Source organism: Granulicatella balaenopterae, from assembly GCF_900111135.1.
Classification (GTDB): domain Bacteria; phylum Bacillota; class Bacilli; order Lactobacillales; family Aerococcaceae; genus Granulicatella; species Granulicatella balaenopterae.
The window spans coordinates 2,548-25,342 of record NZ_FOGF01000004.1; the positions used below are offsets into that span (position 1 = coordinate 2,548).

Annotated in this window: 25 protein-coding genes; 17 read left to right on the forward strand and 8 right to left on the reverse strand. The window is 28.8% G+C overall.

Annotation, left to right across the window (positions count from 1 at the left end; all coding sequences use genetic code 11):
- The 16 genes from BMX09_RS10010 to BMX09_RS01540 all read left to right on the forward strand — a co-directional run.
- Positions 1-181: hypothetical protein (locus BMX09_RS10010; RefSeq protein ID WP_177159486.1), on the forward strand; the 181-nt coding region annotated here is incomplete at its 5' end.
- Between the two features lie 45 nt (positions 182-226).
- Positions 227-721 carry a hypothetical protein gene (locus BMX09_RS01470; protein ID WP_089745926.1) on the forward strand — a complete coding sequence of 165 codons (495 nt, stop codon included), beginning with the start codon at positions 227-229 and terminating at the stop codon, positions 719-721.
- A 90-nt stretch (positions 722-811) separates the two neighbouring features.
- Positions 812-3,352, forward strand: a complete 2,541-nt coding sequence (locus BMX09_RS01475; RefSeq protein WP_177159487.1) for a JAB domain-containing protein — start codon at positions 812-814, stop codon at positions 3,350-3,352.
- Positions 3,353-3,368: 16 nt separating this feature from the next.
- On the forward strand, positions 3,369-3,770 hold the full coding sequence (locus tag BMX09_RS01480) for a hypothetical protein (protein ID WP_089745930.1): 402 nt from the start codon (positions 3,369-3,371) through the stop codon (positions 3,768-3,770).
- Positions 3,767-6,010, forward strand: coding sequence for a VirD4-like conjugal transfer protein, CD1115 family (locus BMX09_RS01485; protein WP_089745931.1), 2,244 nt, complete (start codon positions 3,767-3,769; stop codon positions 6,008-6,010). Before BMX09_RS01480 ends, BMX09_RS01485 begins: the two co-directional genes overlap by 4 nt.
- Positions 5,985-8,363 (forward strand): pLS20_p028 family conjugation system transmembrane protein, encoded by a 2,379-nt coding sequence (locus BMX09_RS01490; RefSeq protein WP_089745932.1) that lies wholly within the window; start codon positions 5,985-5,987, stop codon positions 8,361-8,363. The genes BMX09_RS01485 and BMX09_RS01490 overlap by 26 nt, the downstream gene beginning before the upstream one ends.
- Entirely contained in the window at positions 8,363-8,662 is a 300-nt protein-coding gene (locus tag BMX09_RS01495) for a DUF5592 family protein (RefSeq protein WP_089745933.1), read from the forward strand. The genes BMX09_RS01490 and BMX09_RS01495 overlap by 1 nt, the downstream gene beginning before the upstream one ends.
- A 9-nt stretch (positions 8,663-8,671) precedes the next feature.
- A complete protein-coding gene (locus tag BMX09_RS01500) occupies positions 8,672-11,227 on the forward strand; it encodes a VirB4 family type IV secretion system protein (RefSeq protein WP_089745934.1) in 2,556 nt (851 codons plus the stop codon).
- A complete protein-coding gene (locus BMX09_RS01505) occupies positions 11,214-11,732 on the forward strand; it encodes a hypothetical protein (protein ID WP_089745935.1) in 519 nt (172 codons plus the stop codon). Before BMX09_RS01500 ends, BMX09_RS01505 begins: the two co-directional genes overlap by 14 nt.
- A gap of 70 nt (positions 11,733-11,802) precedes the next feature.
- Entirely contained in the window at positions 11,803-12,825 is a 1,023-nt protein-coding gene (locus BMX09_RS01510; protein WP_177159488.1) for a bifunctional lytic transglycosylase/C40 family peptidase, read from the forward strand.
- Positions 12,826-12,839: 14 nt separating this feature from the next.
- Positions 12,840-13,355 (forward strand): hypothetical protein, encoded by a 516-nt coding sequence (locus BMX09_RS01515; RefSeq protein WP_089745937.1) that lies wholly within the window; start codon positions 12,840-12,842, stop codon positions 13,353-13,355.
- Between the two features lie 14 nt (positions 13,356-13,369).
- On the forward strand, positions 13,370-14,221 hold the full coding sequence (locus BMX09_RS01520; RefSeq protein WP_089745938.1) for a hypothetical protein: 852 nt from the start codon (positions 13,370-13,372) through the stop codon (positions 14,219-14,221).
- 363 nt (positions 14,222-14,584) lie between these two features.
- Positions 14,585-14,842, forward strand: a complete 258-nt coding sequence (locus tag BMX09_RS01525; RefSeq protein WP_089745939.1) for a hypothetical protein — start codon at positions 14,585-14,587, stop codon at positions 14,840-14,842.
- Positions 14,835-15,260, forward strand: a complete 426-nt coding sequence (locus tag BMX09_RS01530; RefSeq protein WP_089745940.1) for a hypothetical protein — start codon at positions 14,835-14,837, stop codon at positions 15,258-15,260. The genes BMX09_RS01525 and BMX09_RS01530 overlap by 8 nt, the downstream gene beginning before the upstream one ends.
- Positions 15,257-16,471, forward strand: coding sequence for a MobP2 family relaxase (gene mobP2 / locus BMX09_RS01535; RefSeq protein WP_089745941.1), 1,215 nt, complete (start codon positions 15,257-15,259; stop codon positions 16,469-16,471). Before BMX09_RS01530 ends, mobP2 begins: the two co-directional genes overlap by 4 nt.
- Positions 16,472-16,516: 45 nt before the next feature.
- Positions 16,517-18,616, forward strand: coding sequence for a DUF3991 domain-containing protein (locus BMX09_RS01540; RefSeq protein WP_089745942.1), 2,100 nt, complete (start codon positions 16,517-16,519; stop codon positions 18,614-18,616).
- Between the two features lie 25 nt (positions 18,617-18,641).
- Here the strand turns inward: BMX09_RS01540 and BMX09_RS01545 are convergent, their stop codons facing one another.
- Positions 18,642-18,863, reverse strand: a complete 222-nt coding sequence (locus BMX09_RS01545; protein WP_177159489.1) for a hypothetical protein — start codon at positions 18,861-18,863, stop codon at positions 18,642-18,644.
- A gap of 462 nt (positions 18,864-19,325) precedes the next feature.
- On the opposite strand from BMX09_RS01545, the gene BMX09_RS10420 reads away from it, so the two are divergent.
- Positions 19,326-19,433: a putative holin-like toxin gene (locus tag BMX09_RS10420; RefSeq protein WP_407645242.1), complete on the forward strand. Its 108-nt coding sequence runs from the start codon at positions 19,326-19,328 to the stop codon at positions 19,431-19,433.
- A 121-nt stretch (positions 19,434-19,554) separates the two neighbouring features.
- Here the strand turns inward: BMX09_RS10420 and BMX09_RS01555 are convergent, their stop codons facing one another.
- The 7 genes from BMX09_RS01555 to BMX09_RS01585 form a co-directional block, all read right to left on the reverse strand.
- Positions 19,555-19,935, reverse strand: a complete 381-nt coding sequence (locus BMX09_RS01555; RefSeq protein WP_089745945.1) for a hypothetical protein — start codon at positions 19,933-19,935, stop codon at positions 19,555-19,557.
- Between the two features lie 19 nt (positions 19,936-19,954).
- The gene (locus tag BMX09_RS01560) at positions 19,955-20,209 is read right to left on the reverse strand and encodes a hypothetical protein (RefSeq protein ID WP_089745946.1); all 255 of its coding nucleotides are present in this window, start codon (positions 20,207-20,209) and stop codon (positions 19,955-19,957) included.
- A 23-nt stretch (positions 20,210-20,232) separates the two neighbouring features.
- Complete coding sequence (locus BMX09_RS01565) at positions 20,233-20,568, reverse strand: hypothetical protein (protein ID WP_089745947.1); 336 nt, start codon at positions 20,566-20,568, stop codon at positions 20,233-20,235.
- Positions 20,569-20,606: 38 nt separating this feature from the next.
- Positions 20,607-20,855, reverse strand: a complete 249-nt coding sequence (locus BMX09_RS01570; protein ID WP_143054362.1) for a hypothetical protein — start codon at positions 20,853-20,855, stop codon at positions 20,607-20,609.
- A gap of 349 nt (positions 20,856-21,204) precedes the next feature.
- Positions 21,205-21,714, reverse strand: a complete 510-nt coding sequence (locus tag BMX09_RS01575; protein ID WP_089745949.1) for a hypothetical protein — start codon at positions 21,712-21,714, stop codon at positions 21,205-21,207.
- Positions 21,715-21,769: 55 nt separating this feature from the next.
- Complete coding sequence (locus tag BMX09_RS01580; RefSeq protein WP_089745950.1) at positions 21,770-21,973, reverse strand: hypothetical protein; 204 nt, start codon at positions 21,971-21,973, stop codon at positions 21,770-21,772.
- A gap of 21 nt (positions 21,974-21,994) precedes the next feature.
- The gene (locus BMX09_RS01585) at positions 21,995-22,519 is read right to left on the reverse strand and encodes a hypothetical protein (RefSeq protein WP_089745951.1); all 525 of its coding nucleotides are present in this window, start codon (positions 22,517-22,519) and stop codon (positions 21,995-21,997) included.
- Between the last annotated feature and the right edge of the window lie 276 nt (positions 22,520-22,795).

Here is a 22,795-nt window from a genome sequence, read left to right on the forward strand (position 1 = left end):
TATTACTCCAGAACCAGAACAACCAACAGAAGAAGGAAAAATTGATTTTCCAGATACAGTAAATATTATTACTGGTATTAATAACTGGGTTAACAAAGCAAAAGAATCAACACCAGAATCAGTTACACCAGATACTGGTGGAAATGTAACACCAGAAAAAACAGTAGATGAAACAAAATAAAAAACATATTATACTATAGGTATTATTATAGAGGAGGAATAAAATATGAACGTTTTTGGAATGATTAAAGAAATAAACTATCCAGATATCGTTATTGAAATTGATGGGAAATTAATTAGTTTATCATATCCGCATTTATCAAAAAAAACAGCATTTTGGCTAAGTATGTACGATACATACAATGACCATAATTATGTGTTATTCGATACGCAAGCACATGAAATCATCATGTATGATGATGGAAATGAATTATTTTTAGAAGAACTACATGATGTGATTTACGAGGATTATCCAGAAAATCAATTTGATGTCATTGATGATGAAGCCATTGCATTAGCTGATAAGTGGGAAAAAGAACGTGAAGAGAAAAAACGAAGAGAAATTGATTTAGAATTAGCAAAAAAATATTCGTTGAAAAAAGAAGATCCAGAGGAGATTTTTGAAACCATCACAAAAGAAGAATTAAAACATTTATTAGATATCAACGATAGTAATAATAGTAATGAAACAATTATTGTAGGATTGAATACAGAGATATAAATATAAAAAAATAAAGAGTAGTTAACAAGTTTTGTAGCAGTATGACAGATTTGTTAACTACTCTTTTTATATAAAAAGGAGGAAATGAAAATGAGTAAAACACCAATTACTTATCAATTTGATGAAGGTGAAGAAATTAAAACCCGTAGAGTAAGATTAAAATCAGAATTACCTTTATACAGTGACAAGCCTATTAGTTCTATTAAAGATGCTATAAATGTTATTCGAGAAGATATTGGTTTAGCGGATAGAGAATACTTATACGCACTAAACCTTGATGAACAGAATCAACCATTAAATGCTTCAATTATTTCTATAGGAACCCAAGATTCAAGTTTGACTAATAAACGAGAAGCTTTTAAAGCGTCTGTATTAAGCAATGCTTCTAAAGTCATGTTTTTCCATAATCATCCTAATGGATATTTAAGTGCTTCACAATCAGATTTATATACAACAAAACAATTATCTGTTTTAGGTGCTAGTTTAGGTATTGAAGTACTAGACCATATTATTTTAACGGATAAAGACCATTATTCTATTCGAGAACATTATCCAGAACAATTTACAGACAATATTAGAAAAAACATTAATGATATTGTTTTAGAAGACCAATTTAAAACAAAAAGTAATAGTCATGAATTAAAACGAGTATCAACACGTCTAACAGACCAAAACCTTTTAATGAATCAAAAAATTATTAGTGCAGATGTTATGAATGAATTAGCTAAAGATATTGTGAAAGTGAACTCCTCTAAAAATGATATGTTATACACTATTTATATGAATGGACATAATCAACCAATAAATATTATGCAAGCAGATTATTCTGATATGAATATACATGATTTTCAAACTTTACAACAAAAAATTGTTTTACACGGAATTGAAAATTCTGCTGCTAAAATGATTTTAGTACATAATGGTTCACAGGAAATAGACTCAAAATTTTTACACCATACTTGTTATAATGCCGGATTAGCAAATATATCAGTATTAGATTGCATAGAAGTAAATGGTCATACTAGTTATAGTTTACGAGAAAAAGGAGAAACTATCTTTTCGTCTAGTTATAGTAATGAACCGCTTAATAATGAAACCAACTTAAACGCAACAGAATATTATGTAAATCATTTAATGGTTAATGAGCAGAAAGCAACCTATAAAACCAAGAAAGACTATAAACGTACTAGCGAACAAGAAAAAAATGCCCGTGTTCAAGAAGCAAGTGAGCGTGTCTTAAAACAAGTAGATGACTTTATTGTTGACCCAAAACTAGTAATTGACTATATAAAATGGAAAAAACAATTCCCATCCTATTCATTTAATAATACTTTATTAATTTATTCGCAAAATCGTAACGCTACCGCAGTCGGTTCTTATTCAATGTGGAAACAAAAAGGGGTAGCCGTTAAACGTGGCGAAAAAGGGATGAAAATTTTTGCTCCAATCATTGTAAAAGAATTATTAGATAAAGAAAAACAAGTAGTGACAACATTAGGAAAAGCCTCTAAACAACAAAAAGAATTACTAAAAATGGGGGTTTTGACAGAAAAAGATAGAGTTGCTAGTTATACTACGACAAGTGTATTTGATATTGCACAAACTACCGCAACATTAGATATGTATCCAGAAATTGTGAAAAGAGGATATGAAAAAGAAAGTGACATAGATTTTTCTAAATATAATCATGCGCTACATACTGTAATGGAAGAACACCATATCACTTTTACTGACGATAATCTCAATAATAGTTATCAAACATTAGGTTATTGTATTCCAACAGAAAATAAAATTTTCTTACAAAGTAATTTATCGAATGTTGCACGTTTCAAAACGCTAACACATGAATTAGCACACGGCTTATTACATAAAAATTCAACATTATCATCTAAAGAAAAAGAATTTCAAGCACAGATGGTAAGTAATGTAGTATCAGAAGTATTGGGAGTTCCTATAAAAGAATATGATATTAGCTATGTAAAAAGTTGGAGTGAATCTTTAGCACCAGAAAATAAAAAAGCATTAATGAGAGGAGTTATTGATACAGCGGATTTAATGTTGGATAGTTATGATAATACATTAGAAGCATTTAATACTAATAAACTAACTATGAAAGAAAAAGAAATTGCGAAACAATTAGAAATTATAGATAATCCGGCATTTTCTATAAATGATATTAAAGAAATTACCCATTATCCAGCTAGCGAAAAATTAACGGCAAGCTACACACGAGATAAAATTATTAATAAACGTGCAAAATTAACGGCAGATGAAGAATTAAAATTCAATGAAGATAATATGTTGTTCTTACGTAAGAAAGTCATTGATAACGAGCATGTATTTTACCATATTGATGACGTGACTGAATTAATGATTGCTACTAGTCAACGTAAGAATGAAGTAGAATTTAATTATTACTCTGTTACTGGAGAAATTACCTCTCAAGAGGTGGCTGGGTTGGATGACGCTATTAAAATTTTACACCAAAAAGGGGCAATTCCTGTTTCTGAAAATGCTATGGAGTATAAGAAGTTAGCAGATAAAAATATGGAACGCAATCGTACATTAACAAAACAACGCAATCAAATAAAACAAACAATGAAAGAAAATACATTAGAACGTACATTATAAATAAGGAGGGTAAAGAATGTTATTAAATAACTATTTTCAATTAATCGGTGAAATTAGCAAAAACTCAATTATCCAGTCTGATAATGAACACTTTTCATATCAATTAAAGGTTTTAGATAGTAATGAGGTACTTATTATAGAAGTACCTATTGAACAAGCAAAAGAAATGAATAGTCTTTTTAAACCTACTCCTATAATGATTGTAGTAGATGGAATTATCAGTAAAAAGAAAGGGTCATATGATAGTACCTTAATACAAAAAAATTACCTAGTAATTAATCAAGTAACTAATATTGATACCAAAGATAATGAAGTAGAAGAAGTAAAAGAAGAAATAGAAGAAATAGAAGAGGAAGTGGATAATGAAGGCTTTGAAGTTATTTTTACGTTAGACGAATTGCGAGTTGATGAATCATGATTAATTATTATATCTATCAAAAATTGAAAGAATTTGATGAAAGAGTGTTAAAGAAAATTTGGATAACGACATCCATTCTTTCAGCACTCTTTTTTTCATATATTATGGCAAAATTCATCGGATTATTAATTAAAATGATGTCTATAAGTCATAAACAAGTAACTGGTGCACCAACTATTACAAACTATTTTCAATATTCATTATATACCTTTGGATTATTTGTTATCTTTATGATTTTATTTACTGCATTATTCTTATTTTTATATTATCAATATTATGAAAATTTAGAATATAATTTTGGTGAAATTAGAGAAGGTCATAATGGTACGGCAAGATGGACAACAAAAGAAGAAATTAAAGAACAATATAAAGCCATCCCTTTATATGAAAATGGATTAAATTATTATAGAGGGCAAAGTGGTACATTAGTAAGCAGGATAAACGATATGCTATATATTGATACAACAGATTCTCATAACCTAATTATTGGTAGAACAAGATCTGGTAAAACACAAACAAAAGTATTAACAGATATTGAAAATTACTCACGTTCAGAGGAAAAACCACATTTAATTTTATCTAGTGGGAAATATGAAGTGTTGCAACAAACTCAAAAAATGTTGCAAGATAGAGGATATGAATGTCATGTATTGAATTTGATTGACATGATGAAGTCATTTGGCTATAATCCGTTAACATTAATTGGTGAAGCATATCTAAAAGGAGATTACGATGAAGCAATTGAGTTGTGTAAAACTTTTTCTTATCCACTATATCACAATGAAAATAGTAAAGACCCTGTATGGGAAGAAACCGCAATGGCTTTAGTCAATGCTTTAATTTTAGCGTTATGTCATGAATTTATTGGCGAAGGAGATAATACTAAAGAAGAAGGTATTAAATACGTAAACATGTATAATGTAGCAAATATGCTAAACATTTTATCAGAAGTAGATGATTCAAACACCTATTTATTAGATAAATATTTTGATAGCCTATCTATTAACTCCCCTGCTAGGATGGAATATTCAACTATCCGTATGTCGGCAGGGCAAACAAGGGCTTCTATTTTTACCTCTGCACAAGCTAAAATCCGTCAATTTACCGCACAACGTGTTGGTAAATTAATGGCTACCACTACTTTTAATTTTAATAAATTTGTAGAAGTAGATAAAGACACAGGCGATGTGAAACCTATTGCGGTGTATTTAGTATTACCAGATTATGTAGAAACAAACTATATTATTGCGACAACGTGGATTCAACAGATGTATTATTCGTTATCCCAATATGCAAGTAAAAATGAGGATAGATTGCCAAAAAGAATACGATTAGTACTAGATGAATTTGGTAACTTACCATCATTTTCAGAAATTGGTTCTATGTTATCCGTTGGTGCGGGACGTGGATTTCTATTTGATTTTTATATTCAAGATGATTCGCAGTTAGAAAAAAATTATGGAAAAGATACGGCAAGATTAATTAAATCTCAAGCCATGAACCGCTTCTTCTTATTAAGTGGTGACCCAACCACACGTGAAGAATTTTCTAAAGTATTAGGAAATAAAGAAGTAGTTCAACGGACTAGAAATGGAGGATTTTTCAGTACCTCAAAACAAGTTACAGAGACTCCTCAATCAAGACCATTACTAACGGCAGATGAATTAGGACGATTAAAAGAAGGGGAAGTGGTTATCGAGCGATCAACCAAGCGTAAAGACTTAAAAGGCAATTTGATTCAACCGTATCCAATTTTAAATACAGAAGAAAGTAGATTCTTATATGCTTATGAATATTTAGGTGATTTAATAAGGAAACGTCCAATCAGTGAATTAGATTTACCAGTTATCAGTGATACGTCATTGCATAAAGATACAGAACAATTTGCTAACCAATTAAATAAAATCAAAAAACAATTAGCGAAAAAAGAACATCGTGAAAAACAAATAAGAAATCCTATGATAAATGAAGAGAGTACAAACGAGCTAGACAATATATATGAAGACAAAATGGGAAAAGGAAAGGTCACAATCGTTGATGGATTAGATACATCATCAAAAATTAATGAGTTAACGGAAGATGATAAAGAGGATATAGTAACTTTCTTGTCTAAAGACCATTTAAGTAAATTAAAAAAATTTAAAAAAGAAGTTACTATTGAAGACTTAAAGAAATTATTATCTGAAAATGATAATGAATTGTGGGGTGAATTTGATGCTTATAGCCACAACAGCAAGTGAAATATTAAAAGAGATAGCTGAGTATTTAAAACTATCTTCAATATGGTCTGACTCATGGCGATTTATAGGATGGCAGATTATTAAGCTATTTATGTTTATTTCCCAACAATTATCAAAAAGTTTAACAGAAATTTATAAAATTTTTGATATTATTGACTCTCCAGAAATATTAAAAATTATGAATGGCTTAGTTCCAGTTGCTTGGGCAATTGGTTCCGTTGCTTTAGGCATATATGGGATTAAGTATATGGGAAACCCCAATATGAAATTAAAAAAAGGTATTAAGAATATGGTATTAGGGGTGGCAGTTATATCATTATCTAGCGTTTTTCTAACACAGATAGTGAATGTAACAAAAAATTTAGCAACAACTATTAATGCAGAAACTTCTGACCTAGTAAGCTATTCTATTCTTAATTCAAATATGTATGATTTATACAAATTAGAAGAAAATAATTATGATATTGATTCTGATTTTCATACAAATATTAATAATGATAATATCAATTTTATAGATATCAATGAAACTGTTGATGAAATGAAATTAAAACGTCCGCTAACAGGCGAAAATATATTTGGTAAAAAATTAATAGTTGATAGAAACGGAAAAGTGTATATAAGTAGTTTAGATAAACATTGGATGTTTTTAGTAAAAGAAAGGTATTATCGTTATAATTGGCATCCATTTCAGATAATGGCAGGATTAGGAATATTGATAGCAGTTTATTTCTTTACCTCTATAAAAACGGTGAAATTAATTTTTGAAATGATTTATAGTTTAACGATGTTGAAAGTAACAGCGTTTACAGACTTTGAAAATGCACAAATTGTTAAAAAAATTATTAAAAATATATGGAATGTTTTATTAACGTTGATACTAATTACGTTTTTATTATATGTATATGGTATTGTCTATACGTTAATCAGTACCTTAGCTATTGGAAATTTAACAAAATTATTAATTCAAATTGGATTAGGCATGGCAGTGATAGATGGGCCAACCATTATTCAAGAAATTACCGGAATTGATGGAGGTCTAAAATCTATTGGAATGACGGTATTAAGTTCTATTAGTGCTGGTAAAGCTATGGCAGCAACAGCTAAAGGCTTTGGAAAAACTGTAGTTGGAACACCTAAAGCTATTAAAAATGGGGCTAAAAAAGTTCAATCTGGAATTGATAGTGGAATTTCATTTGCGCATAAAGGTATGGGATTTGCGAATGGTTTAGCGAATGGTTTTACTGGAGATAAACTAAATAAAGCAGTAAAAGAAAAAATGAACCAATCAAATGATATGCCTTTAAAAGATAAATCAGTTATACCATCAAAACAAAGTGTAGATAGTAAAAATAATCAATTTGCTGAAGCGCTTAATAATAAACAAAAACCGCAACAATCAGACAAACAAAATATGGATATGCAAAATAATGATAATAACATGATGAATGGTGTAGAACAATCATCTATGAATAATCAGAAATCTAATGATTTAACGAATTCATTAAATACTGAAACAGCTTCAAAATTAAATAATAAGAAGCAATCAACAGATAATAATGATTTTGGCAACAATAAAGACAATGCAAATAATGATAATGTATCAAATTTAAATGAATCTCCATCACTAAAATCACAAAATAATATTAATAGAAAAGACAAAGACCAATTAAATCACCAAGTACAAGATAAATTAGCCACTAAAGGAAGATTAAGCCAAGCTAATATTGGTGCTACTAATAATAAAGGTAGTGAACATAATAAAGAAACCTTACATCCATCTCCATCACTAAAATCACAAAATAATATTAATAGAAAAGATGGAGTACAATTAAATCAACAAACACAAGATAAATTAGCTACTAAAGGAATAATGAACCAAGATAATACAAAATCATCAGCATTAGCACATGTCATGAAGAGTACAAAAGCAGGGTATTCTCAAGAAATTAAAAATTCTTTAGTTGGAAAATCAAACGATAGGGAACATCATTCGGAAGCAAGCAATATTCATCAAAACGATTCATTAAATAAAGCATATAAACAATCTAATACCCATATGAAAAATTCAACTGGTATTAATTATGGTAATTCTTTTGACAAGCAATCACAAGTAAGTATTTCAGAAAAAGATTTACCACAAACAATAAAAGAAGATCCACAATATAAAGCGTATAAACAATCTCAAAAACCAAAAGCATTAAATACAGATACTGTAGCAGATAAAATATCTAATAAAGTATCTACACTTAATGATAGAAACTTCCATGACAGAATAGAAGCAGGGCAAAAAGGTGAAAACTTAGGTGTATTATTAAAAAATACATTTAAACCAGATAATAGGGAGGAAAAATAATGGGAACTAAAAGAAATATTGAAACGTTATCTCCAGAAACAAAATTGACAAAAACATTATTTTTAAAAGATTTAGCATTATTTGTTTTAATAATTATCTTATTAGCTCCACTATATTTATTAGTTTATCCACCATTTCAAATTCCTTATATCATTTTTATTAGTTTATTTGCTTATAAAATGGTAAGTAAACCAAAAACGAATCCAGGCAAAAGATATTATCAAGTTTTACGATTAGCTTTCACAAAAGATAGTCATTATTATCATATGACAACTAAAAATGAAGAACATAAAGTGTAGGTGAATAAAATGGAATTTAATGTGACAAAACGAAAGAAAGAATTAATTAAGAAAAAAATTATTGTTGATGATAGAACTATGAGCAAACAAGAAAAGAAAAAGAAAGAAAAAGAAGAAAAACAAGCAATGAAATTAGCGAAAAAATCAAGTGAGGTTGTTCCAGTTAGTGGAATAACCTCTTTTGGTAATGATAAGTTTATAAGGCTAAAAAATGGCTTTGCTGAGGTTTTTCAGATTGGTGGATATAATCTTCAAGGGATGGATCCAAGTGAGATTAGAAGTATCATTTATGAGTATGAAGCGCTAGCTGTCATGTACGTGTTACCTTATAAAATCATTACGATGAATATCCCTGTTGATACAACTAAACAACAACAATACTATAGAGAACAACTAGAGAATACAGATGATTTAATAAAAAAAGGTACATTGAATGTTAGTTTAGCAGAAATGGAAGTTTTTAATGAAGAAACACATAATAAAGAATTTTTTGTCATGATTTATGGACAAACAATTGAAGAATTAAGAGAAAATTGTAATGACTTTTTAACCTATTGCGGACGATTAAATATTTATAAAATTCCAATGAAAAAGAAAAGAATTTTATTGTTTAGGATGTCTAATCCGTTATCCCCTGTATTATTACTGAATGATAAAGAAAACAGTAAAGTAGAACTAACAGATGAACAATATGATTTTGATTTCTATTGTGATGTTCAACCAATTGGCGGAATCACATTTAAAGATACTTACGTTCAAACTGGAGAAGGCTATTCTACTTCATTGTATGTTTATAAATTGCCTTCAGAACCGGATGGATTATGGATGAATGAAATTACGAATATACCAGATACTATCGTGACAGAAGATATTGTTAATCGTGACACAGATGATGTATTAAAACAATTGAGTAAAGCGATGAGAGAACAGTATTCACGATTTTTAGAAGAAAAGGATGCTTATGATCAAGAAATTGCAGCAGAAGAATATTCAGAATTGAAAGAATTAGGTAAAGCTATTAGAAAATCTCAAGAAGGAATTAAATATTTTACAGTTAGAATTTATCTATATGCACAAACAAAAGAAGAATTAGATAAAAAGGTTTTAGAAACGAAAAAAATACTATCAAGAAATCAATTTGGTGCTACTAATTTACTAATGGAACAAAAAGAAGAATGGCAATCCATGTTTTTAAGTGCAAAAGCACAAGAATTATTACCGAATAAACGTGTTGGAAGAGATGTCCCAACTGCAAATATTGGCTATACTTTTCCGGCTAACCATGTCTTCTTACATGATGATAGAGGAAAATTTTTAGGCTACAGTTTTACTGGAGGACATATCATTTTTGATGGATTTGAAATTGATACAGAACATAGAAAACACTATAATATGATTATTTTAGGGGATATGGGAAGCGGTAAATCGACATTATTAAAAAAATTATTTGTTGATTGGCATTCTAAAGGAACGTTAATTAGAGGATTTGATTATTCTGGAGAATTTACAGCCCTTATTAATCGGTTAGGTGGGTCAATTATTGCTTTAGATGGATCAGCTGGGCGGGTAAATATCTTTGAGATATTTCCATCATTGGTAAATGAAGATGGAACGTTTAATGAACGAGCAAACTATACACAACATACCTCAAAATTAGCGACTTGGTATTCTATTTTAAAACCAGAAGCACCTACAGAAGAAATAGATGTATTTGAATTATTAATTAGTAAACTATATGAAACCTTTGGTTTTGATTTAGAAAGTCCTGATGAAAAATTTTTAGGATTAGAACCGTATGAATATCCAATATTAAGTGACTTAATAGATGTAATTGAAACAGAATTAATGAATGAACAAACCATTTTTAAGAAAGATTTATATTCAAAAATTCATATTACATTAACAAAATTAAAACAAAATTTTGGTGTTTTATTCGATGGACATACAACAATTCCAAAATTACAATCGGAACAAATTGTTTATTTTAACGCAGTAGGATTAGTAGGATATCAAGATAATATTAGAAATGCACAAATTTTCAATGCGCAAAGTTTATGTTGGTCTGACATGGTTATTCACGGTAAAGAGCAGGCAAGATTATACGACGAAGGTAAAATCACATTTGCAAACGTTAAGCGTGCAATGTTGGTGATTGATGAGTGTCATAACCAGATTAATCATCAGAATTTACGACAAGTAACTGCCGTAAATAAAATGCAACGTGAAGGGCGTAAAATATTTTGTGGAGTTGCTTTGTCAACTCAAGCCGTTAATAGTTTAGCACCAGAAAATATGACGGATATGTCCGCAGAAGCGCTAAAAGAAATTTATAATTTTTCACAGTATCGCTTTTTCTTCAATCTTCCAGTATCAAGTATTTCACGTCTAAAAACATTAAGTCATCATACCATTTCAGACGGACAAATTAATCGTATTGGAAATTATCGAGTTGGGTATTGTTTGTTAAATATGAATGGTGGACAAAACTATGAATTCAATGTTCATGTAACACCAGAAGAATTAGATATCTTCAAAGGGGGAGGTAGACGTTTTGAACGAGAATAATACGCTCCTATTTAAATGGATGATGATAGTAGTTGTCATTGTAGTATCCGGTTTTTTAGTATTTAGTAAATTTTTATTACCACCAACAAGTGAAACGAATCAAAGTATTTCAGTGAATTTACCACCTAATAATCCAAGTGATATAAATCAAAATGATAACATTAGTAATGAAGAAATTATTACGAATGTTTTACAAGATCTATATGAATATCATCCAGATAAAAAAATTGAAGATTTAAAAAGTCTAGGAAATGTACCAGAAGGATACAGAGAAAAAATCATTTCAACGTTTTTAGAGAATCAACACACTGCTAATAATCAAGCAACAACTATAAAAATTGATGCAATTGAACAAATAGAAGATACAGATACTGAAAAAATATTTTTAGTAACTGTATCTTTTTATATAGCAGATAATCATAAAACGGATAATGAAGGAATAAAAAATAAACAATTTGAAGTTACAATGTTTCAAAATCAAGTGATTGATATTAAGGAACGGTGAGTTTATGAGAATAAAAAAATTTTTTATAAAAAAGAAACTATTAGCACTTTCTTTTTTAATAGTTGGAGGTATGATAACTATTGTTAGTATTAATGTCATCACAAATGGCTTATTATTAAAAGAAAATCAAACTAATACTCCTTATAATTATACTGGATTTTCATTAACAAGTTCACTTTCTCAATCAGTTTTGCAATATCAAGGGCTAGTTCAAGAAGTGACGCAAGAGGAAGGAATTCCAGAAGTTGCTAATATTATTTTAGCAATTATACAAGTTGAAAGTGGTGGGAATTTACCAGATGTCATGCAAAGCTCTGAAAGTCAAGGTTTACCACCCAATACAATCACAGACCCCGAAGAATCCATTCGACTAGGTGTTCAGGCTTTTAACAGAGCATATCAAAAAACTAAGACGTATCAATTAGATATGTGGTGTGCAGTCGCAGGATATAACTATGGGAATGCTTTTGTAGATTGGATTTATAAAAATGGTGGACAATACACTATTGAAAAATCAGAAGAATATTCACGTAACGTAGTTGCACCAAGTTTAGGAAATACAACTGGATTAACCTATGAATATAAAAATGCTATCTCAAAAAAATTCGGTAAAGAATATTTGTATTTGAATGGTGGAAATTTTTATTATGTAGAATTAGTTAAACAATATATTAGTGGAGGAAATGGAACAACAAGTGCAGATGTTTCTGGAGATTTTAAAACGATTTTAACTGAAATAGAGAAGTATCAAGGACAACCTTATGTATGGGGTGGAAAAAATCCAAGCCAAGGTTTTGATTGTAGTGGACTGGTATCATGGGGACTAAAACAAATAGGAATTAATGTGACAGCTTATACTGTTAGTCAATATAATGCTACAGTTCCTGTAGCTTATGGAGATGAAAGACCAGGTGATATTATATTTTTTAAAGGAACATATGGCACTCCAAATTTTGTATCTCATGTAGGATTTTACATAGATGCGAACACAATGTATGATAGTAATAGTTCTGGTGTTGGATATCATACATGGAATAACGCTTATTGGAAACAATATTCACCAGAAGTACGTAGAATTATTTCAACAGAATAAGAGGAGGAATATTTATGAAGAATAAATTAATTATTGGAATAGGATTATTAATAGTCGGTATTAGTAGTTTTATTATTTATAATACAAACAATCATACTATTAACGTAACTCCCGGAACAATAAAAACTAATTTTGTATCAGAACAAAGTCAATCTCCAGAAATTGAAATAGATGAAGAAGTAGAAGACTTTGATAATGATACTAGAAATATTGATAATGAAGAATTTTTAAAAAATTTTTTTTATACCTTTATTATAGATACAGAAAATTATCATGAATTAGAATCAGTAACAAACGAAGAAGTTTTTAAAAAAATAGAAGCAGAAATTAATCTAGTGGATCCAGATTTTCAATTTAAAAAAGAAATGGATAGTTTTAAAATTTATCAAAATATTAATGATGAAGAAGAATATTTGGTTAGTTTTGTACAAGGATTTTATTACAATGAACTTGGTTGGAAACATACCAATAAAGTTTATGTTGTAACAATTGAAGATGAAAAAATTACACATCTAACACAACCATATTAGAGAGGTGAAAATGAGTGAAAGAAAAATATAATCAATTATCTTTTTTTTTAAAAGACAATCCCTCGTTAAAATATATCTTTTCAATTTCTTTTTATCTCATCATTTTTTTATTTTTTGTGACTAGCAATTTATTTTTTGCTAAAGATAAACCAGTTGTAGAAGCAGCAAGAGAAACAATCAAAGTAGAAAATTCTATTGCATATGAAGTGCTGAATAAATATAAAAATGAAAATGAAACAGAAGTTGCTTTCTTAGTTGCAATTAATCCAATGAAAACAACGAATCGAGAAATTGGAGAAATTACTATTGTGCCTAAGTTAAAAAATGCAACAATTCAAAATGCAACGGTAGAATATATTAAAGGTTCTGACTTTTTATTTGTAGTAGATATAAAAGATTTACCAGAAAAGTGGGATGCCGTTCAATTAAATATTAAAGATAGTAACAGTAATAATTTTGTAAGTTTTGTGATGAATCGTAACGATAATCATTCTGATTATCTATATACAACAATCAGTAAACAAACATTTTTAGCTACAAAAGAATATGCAGAATTAGAATCTGCAAAATATGAATTAACATTATTAGAAAGACAACGTAAAGAAAAAATTACTAATCAAATAGAAAAATTAGAAAATCAAATTAGCCAAAAACAAAAAGAACTTGAAACAATTGAACAGGATACAGAATATAAAACGGACAAACAATTAAAAGAACGAGAACAAAATATTCAAAATTATCAAATTGAGATTGAAAGATTGAAGAGAGAAATAGGAACATTAGAATCAGATGAATCAGAATTTTTAGAACGAGAACAAAATATTTCTAAAAAAATTGAAGACATAAAAACTAAATATAATTTATAAAAAAATAAAAAAAGAAGTTAGAATAAATTAATTTTTATTGTAACTTCTTTTTGTTTTCTAAAAATTTTTTGATAGTTTTTTTAAAAAACTATTATTTTAATCAAATTTTAATGTGAGGCAAAAGTGAGGCAAATCCTATCAAATCAACGTTTTGGGATACCTCACTTTTGTGGCATGATGTGAGACAAAAGTGAGGTATGTGGAAAAAATCCGATAGCACGGAAAAGGTTGGCACTGCCAACCCTAGCACGATAGTGCTAGCACTTTCCCTTATGCTCATCACTGCTATTTTATTTTTAGAAGTATAAGCCTGACGGTCACACTTTGCAAGATATTTTTTAAAATTAAGGAGATGATTTTTTTATGAGTAATGTTATTTATATTAGAGGAATAGCAAAAAGTAAGAAAGAAAAATTAAAAGAATTAGCACGATTAAATGGTTTTAAGTCACTAAATCAGTATCTAAAATATGTTTTGTCTGAACTTGCAGAAGAAAAAGAAGTGAAAGAATATCAACGTATCCACATTAAACATGAACAAATTTTAGTAGACGCTTTAGAAAGAAATACAGAAATAATAACTGACATAGTAACGATGGTGGGAGGAGAGGATGATGAGTGAATCAATTAGACTTAGAATTTCTAGTAAAACAAAAACACAAGTAGATATGTTAAAAGATGAATATAAATTAAAAACATATGGAGATGTAGTTGAATTTTTAATGAATCAATATTTTTTACAAGAACAAATTCGTTTATCGGAAAAAACAATTTCTAAATTAGTTTCAGAAATTTTGTTAGAAAATTTAAAACCAATGATTGAAAATATAAATCGTAAAACTGGATACATAGACAAGAATGTTCAAATAAATACAGACATGTTAAACCATTTAATTGTTGGTGAGAATTTAGATGCACTGTATGCACACTCAATAAAAAATAATCCAACTAAAGTTTATAAAATGATGGTTGAACAGATGAACGAGGATATTAAAAATAAACAAGTCAAAAAAAATTATAGAGAGGGGAATGAGGTATGACACCTGCTATTATTGTAGCGATGAAATTTTCTACTGGTCGTGGTAAAAATTTTCAAAAGTATTTGGATTATATGGATAGAGATGAAACAAAAGCTTATATCAATAATACGGACTTTGCAAAATTTAATGACTATATGGGTAATCCAGATAAAAGTTCTGGTTTATTTACTAGTGCAAACGATCAGCTATCACTAGAGGAAATAAAAAAATTAAAAGGTGAATTTAAGATTGCCCAAAAAGATAATAGTCCATTATGGCAATTAGTTTATTCCTTCGATAATAATTTTTTAAAAGAACAAGGATTATTAAATAAATATGGTGTCTTAGATGAAACAAAAATTAAAGAAGCAATTAGAAAATCAGTAGAAACAATTAAGGAAGAAGAAGGATTAAATGATAGTTTAGTTTGGTCTGGTGCAATTCATTACAATACAGATAATATTCATATTCATGTAGCATTGGCAGAAAAGCAATCATCAAGGAGATATGAAAAATTTCAAAACTTTAAAACAAACGAATGTTATTTAGAACGGAAAGCAAAATTTAAAAAGAACACATTATCAAAAAGCAAAAGTGTTTTTGCTAATTCATTAGTAGATAGAACATTGCAACTGACAAAAATTTCTGACTTAATGCGAATTGATATTAATCAAAAAATTCGTTCGAGTAAACAAATAGATAATCAAAATTTCATGAAACAATACAATAGTTTGTTAAAAAAATTACCAGACGATACACGGAAATGGTCTTATGGACATCACGATATAAAGCCATATCGTTTGGAAATTGATAATCTATCAAAACAATTAATTGAAAAAATTTCTCCAGATGCGTACAAAGAAGTAAAACAAAGAATTAATGAAGAAAGTAGATTTAGAGAAAAATTATATGGACGTAAAGCAATCGGTAATACGTATGCAAAAAATAAAATGAATGAATTATATGCAATGGTAGGTAATGGTATTTTAAAAAACATGAAGAAACATGCGCTACCAACAGATTCACATTCTAATTCATATAAAAATAAATTTTCAAAAATAGCTGTCATAAATGGTTTAAAAAAAATGATGAGACAAAACAAACAAGATTTTTTGACAAAATTAAAATACGAACGAGAAAAAGAATATAAAGAATACTTAGCACGTTTAGAAGAAAACGAAGCAGAAAAAACAAACGAACGACAATTAGATTCATTCGACATGAATTTATAATTGTCGTTTTTTTATTGTAAAAAAATTTTGAGGAGGATAAAAAAAATGGCTTTTTATACACGAGAAGAAATTAAAGAGGCGACTTTATTACCAATCGAAGAATACATTGAATTGACAGGTATTGGAAATTTTACACGAAAAAAAGGTAATTTTTGGAATGTAGAAATCAATGGTAGTGATAGTATTGTAATAGATTTGCGGAAAAATATTTATTATCATAATAGTCAAGCGGAAAATGGAAATATTATAAACTTTATTCAAAAATTTGAAAATGCTACTTTTCCAGAAGCAGTTAAAAAAGCATTGACTCTAAAACGTGAAGAAAAAATTGTTGACTTTACAGCAGATGAAGAAACAAAAGAACCATTTGAATACTATTATAATGATTCACCTAATTTTTATAGAGCTAGAAATTACCTAATAAATGAAAGAAAATTATCTCCATATTTAATAGATAAATTGCATGAAGCTAACTTAATTCGAGAAGATGAATTTGGTAATGCTATTTTTGTGTGGACAGAAAATGGAAAACCCAATGGAAAAGTAGTAGGAGCAACACAACAAAGAATAAAAGATAATTTTGATAAAGATGGGAATAAATTACCAAAAAAATTTATTGCAAAAAATTCTGAATTTTTAGGGTTCAATATTTCTTTAGGAACTCCAGATAAATTTTATGTATTTGAAGCGCCAATCGACTTATTAAGTTATTATACCTTGCATCCAGAATTAAAGAATTGTCGGTTGATTGCAATGGATGGAGTAAAAACTAGATCTATATCTAATTTTTATATCAATAATAAAAAACAATTTGATGTATATCCAACAAAAGGGGTATATATTGGTACTGACTTGGATAGAGCTGGAGTAAGCTTTTATCTAAAAGGAAAACAAGCATTAGAAACGCAAGCAATTGATTTACATAGTATTATTCCTAATTTTTATACTATCCAAAAAGATTTTGTTGATATTTATGACAAATATTCCAAAAAGTATAATGTTGATAAAGCATTAATTATGGCAATTCATAAAGTTGAAAACGGCGGAACATTGTCTAAAAAAGCATTCCATAAAGAAGGTCCGCATTATTTTACAGATTATACTTCACCGAATGTTAGTTATACAATGGAAGAATTTGAAAAACGTCTTTCTAATTTAATCGAGGATGCACCTGTTACATTAGATGGATTGCCAAAGCAAAGCAGTTCAGAGGAAATGCTTATCAAAATTAGTAAAAGTGATTTTACTATCGAAAAACAATTAAAAGATTATTATTTATATTATAAAAATAATGATTATGATATTAAAAATTTTACTGAAAAAGATTGGAATGATATTTTAGTTAACAAAAAAAATAATTCGCAAGTGCAAGAAAAAATAATTGAAACACCAGAAACAAAAGAATTAGAAAATTCTGAATCAGAAATTGAAACAGAAGCACCAGTAGAACAAACACCTCCTAAGGTTATAGATACTCATCCAAAATTTGATAAAGAAGAGTTTATAAAAAATTATGGGGTTACTAATTTGATTAGTAATAGTATCATGAATTTGTTAACAGAACATGATATGTTAGATGTAACTGATAATAAAAAAATTGTTTTTAATTTTATGAGAAACAAGCGAATTGTAGGAGGAGTGATACAAGACGGTAATCAATTTGAAAGAACAGATGGAGCAAGTAAATTTGATACATTTAGCATATCTTTAGGAAAACCAAAAAATATGTTAGTATTCAATAATCCTAAACAATTATTAGAATATTGGACATTAAATGAAAAAAATATAAATGATATGCACTTAGTATCATTAGCTGGATTAACAAAGCAACAAAAGTTGGCGGTTATGAAAGAAAGAATTTCTATTTTTAAAAATGTTGATTCAGTTGTTTTAGTTTCAGAAAGAAGTGATGAAGGACGTAAAATTTTAAGAGACTTAAAAGAGTTGCGTATTGATTATCCGGATAAAACAATGGCAACCATTCAACCATTTTATGCGTCCACATGGAAAGAAGAATTAGAAATTACTAAAAAACAAATTATTAATAAAAATAAATTTAACCGCAATCAAAAAACTAGAAATTCAAGAAGCCGTAAAAATACACAATCACTAGCGAATAAAAATGACATGGAATTAAGTTTATGATAGTACCTTAATACAAAAAAATTACCTAGTAATTAATCAAGTAACTAATATTGATACCAAAGATAATGAAGTAGAAGAAGTAAAAGAAGAAATAGAAGAGGAAATCAATGATAAAGGGCGATGGGAAATATCCCATTGTCCTTTTTTTAATACAATAATCATCTAAAATATTATTAAACCATTCATCGTCAATTGCAATCCAATCTTCTTCCCAATAACTACCAGTTAAATCAATTCTTTTAATCATCATCTTTACCTCCTTAAATTGTTTTACCTTACACTTTCTACGAATACGAAGCGAACGAGTAGAAGCAAGTGGAGCCATGTATAAATGTCTGACCGAACGAAGTGAGGGAATTTATGCCATGGCGATACTTGCTGGAACGAGGAGTGAGTTATTTTTTTTAAAACAAAATGTCTCAAGCTCTGATATATAAAGAGGAGTACACTTTCGTTCACGGGGGTTTTTGGGTGGTGGAGGTGGAGGAACCCCAAAAACTTAAAAAATGTTTTGGGGCGGTGGAGGTGGAGGAGCCGCCAAAACTAAAAATAAGCCCTTATAAAAAAGGCTAGAAACGTTGATATAATAGTGTTTTCAAGATGTTTTTGTGATATAATAATAGTATAGAAATCTATAAAAAGACGGTGGCTACAAATTTAAGGGGGTGGTGCTTATGAAAATTAAGTATTACAACTGGAAAGGAGTAGCGTGTTGACTGTTTATGAAGCATTAGACTTGATGATTAGTTTTTGCAGTTTGATTATTGCAATACTAACACTCGTCTTTGCAATAATTAAAACAGAACAAAAAAAATAACCGTCCTTTTCTAGTGGGAACGGTTATTTAAAACAAATATTAATAAATAGCCACCGCTTAGGTTTCTATTTGGGACGTGCGTCAACACGTCCCTTTTCATTTATTATTATACCATATCTATTTAATACCAACAAGTATAGTATATTTTTTCTAATTGATTTAAAAGTTTTTTCAATTCAGAAAAACAGTTATACACGTCTTTTACATCTTCAAAATAAGATTGATTATAATCATATCTTCCATAAAAAAATCCTTCAGTAGTTGGAAAAACATCATCTGCTAATTTAGGATATTCTAAAACAACCTTACAACGTGTAATAATATCATCAATTGTATCTTCGTCAATTTCGATATATTCGCAATTATCAATATTAAATTTTTCTTCAAAAAATCCTTGTAAGGAATTTACCTTTCTAAAATAATAAAATTCTTCTCCATAACGTTCATCTTTTCCATATTCTTTATTTTGTTTGATAATATAAATATTTTGGTCTAATCCCATTTTTATCTCTCCTTTTTAATTAGAAATAACTTCTATTTAACATTTTACGACATAATGGCTCTTCGCTGTCATCTTCTTCATAAACATAAATTGCATCGTCAAATTCATCATTAATCAAACATAAATCAGATACGTCTATATAATAATCATATAAAGCATCTAAAAGTTCTTCATCTTCTGTATCTTTTTCAATGCTAATAATCGCCTTAATAAAATTTTCGTAATCTTCTCTTTGTAATGATAAAATAGTTTGTTTCATTTCCTTGAAATCCATATTCATTCTCCTTTTCTTGTTGTTTATTGATAATAATAGTAATCAAACAGTTGGTTATATAATTTTTCTAACAGTTCTAATTCTTCACGTGAGCTATCGTATACGTCTTTCATATCATAAGGCGCTCCATTTTTACCGTGTCCATCATTTCCTAACCATATATAAGCATTATAACTGACATCATATGAAGCAATATAATCATAAAATTCCTTAATCAATTCCTTACTATCAGTTAGTGAAAATTCAATCACTATATTTTTGCCATAACTAGTAAAGTTTTCAAAGCTAATAAACTGATTATCAATTGTTACCATCCACTCTAAACCTTCAGCAATTGTACAAATATCATTTGTATTCATATCAATATCTCCTTATATAATATATTTATTTACTACCTTTAAACAAAATGGACTCCATCGCACCAATGACCGCCATAATCCGAATATAGGGTGCTAGTTCCATCTGACCACACAACTGATAAAGTTAAATTACCTCTTCTGCTTGATAAACAATTATGTTGTAAGCATAATCCAATAATTTCTTCTTCTGTGTGTCCATTTAAAATGTCGTCCAACCACTCATCATCAATTGCTATTTCTCTTTCTTCAACCCATTCTATATTAGTAAAATCTAACATTTTAATCATCATCAATTCCTCCTTAAATTGTTTTACCTTACACTTCCTACAAAAACGAAGCGAACGAGTGAAAGCAAGTGGAGAAACGTATAAATGTCTGACCGAACAACGTGAGGGAATTTATGCCGTTTCGATACTTGCTGCAAGGAGGAGTGAGTTATATTTTTTTGAAACAAAATGGATCAAGTTTTAATATATAGAGAGGAGTAAACTTTAGTTCACGGATGTTTTTGGGTGGTGGAGGTGGAGGAACCCCAAAAACTCAAAAATGTTTTGGAGCGGTGGAGGTGGAGGAGCCGCCAAAACTAAAAATAAGCCCCCAATTAAGAGGACTTATTTTTTGTAAGTTAGTAATATCTTATGCTACTTCTTTTTTATACATTTCATATGTTTTTTGAATGATTTGTATGATATTTTGGGGTGTTGCTACTGTTATAGTTTCCGGATTAATTAATCCATTTTTTATAGTAGGATTATAACAACCGAAACAATTTCCTTCATTATCATGATAATAAGTATTAATAAATATAGTGCTTGTAATATCTCTGTTTTTAAGATATTCATTTTTAAAAAGGTACTCGCCAAATGATTTTTTATCTCTTGGGGTTAATAGACTAGGACTTACTTCAATTATAAATGTTGTACCGTCGCCACGTGTTGGGGTTTCAATTAAGTGACGTAAAGAACCTTGTTTATTGAAAATAAATTGCGGTAAAGCTTTATAAATTAGTTCCCAATTATCCACTATTTCATCATTTTCAATATAACCATCTTTTTTTAGTTGTTTGATATTTTTAGTTGAACCTACTAAAATACCGTCATTGTATACATTGTAATAATTTCCATCTTTTTTATATTCTTTTTTCATTTTTATTTACTCCTTTTTTTGACTTCTCGCCAATTTGGCGAAAGGTTTATTTTTATTATTTATAAGTATAATGATTATTTTTTAAAACGGTTTGCAATTCTTGAGGATATACATCCTCAAGAACCGTTTCCAAAAAGATAATGGCTTGTAATTCATCTGATTCTAATGCTTTTATTTTTAGAATATTGTCAATTAATCGTAAATATATTCCATTAAAGTGAAAGTTATCTGCTAAGTATTCAATAATTATCTGATTCATTTTATAAACTTCCTTTTTATGTTATAGTCGTTCTAAAATTTTAAATCCATTAGCATAAATACTTTTACGCTTGCCATTATTACGATAAAATGATTCTCCTCGAATAATGCCAATCTCGATATGTTCGGTTGCTTTAGGGTGTTTACGTGTACCACTCCATTCCAAAAATTTACATTTGGCAGGGTAACCAGTATCTTTTTTCTTGTTTTTTCTGTTTGCTTTATCCTGTTCAATCCAATTTAATACGATAGTATCAGTTAATTCATCTAATTTATCCGTATCTAAAGAATAAAATTCAGTTTTATTATAATAATTACTAGTGTGGTGCCAACTACTATTGAATAATAATTTAGATTTTAATGTACTTACTTTTACTTTGGCTAAATATGGTAATAACAATAGATTTTGTTGGTTATCTGTTTCCACATAATAATCAATAATTTCATCCAATAAATCTTTTTTTAACCACTTGCTTAATGGTTTTTCACCGCTTTCATAAGCACTAACAGCATTGTTACTCATTGAATAGTTATAATATCCACTCATTTTTATTTCCTCCTTAAATTGTTTTACCTTACACTTTCTACGAATACGAAGCGAACGAGTGGAAGCAAGTGGAGCCATGTATAAATGTCTGACCGAACGAAGTGAGGGAATTTATGCCATGGCGATACTTGCTGCAAGGAGGAGTGAGTTATTTATTTGAAACAAAATGGATCAAGTCCAGATATATAGAGAGGAGTACACTTTAGTTCACAGGGGTTTTTGGGTGGTGGAGGTGGAGGAACCCCAAAAACTCAAAAAATGTTTTGGGGCGGTGGA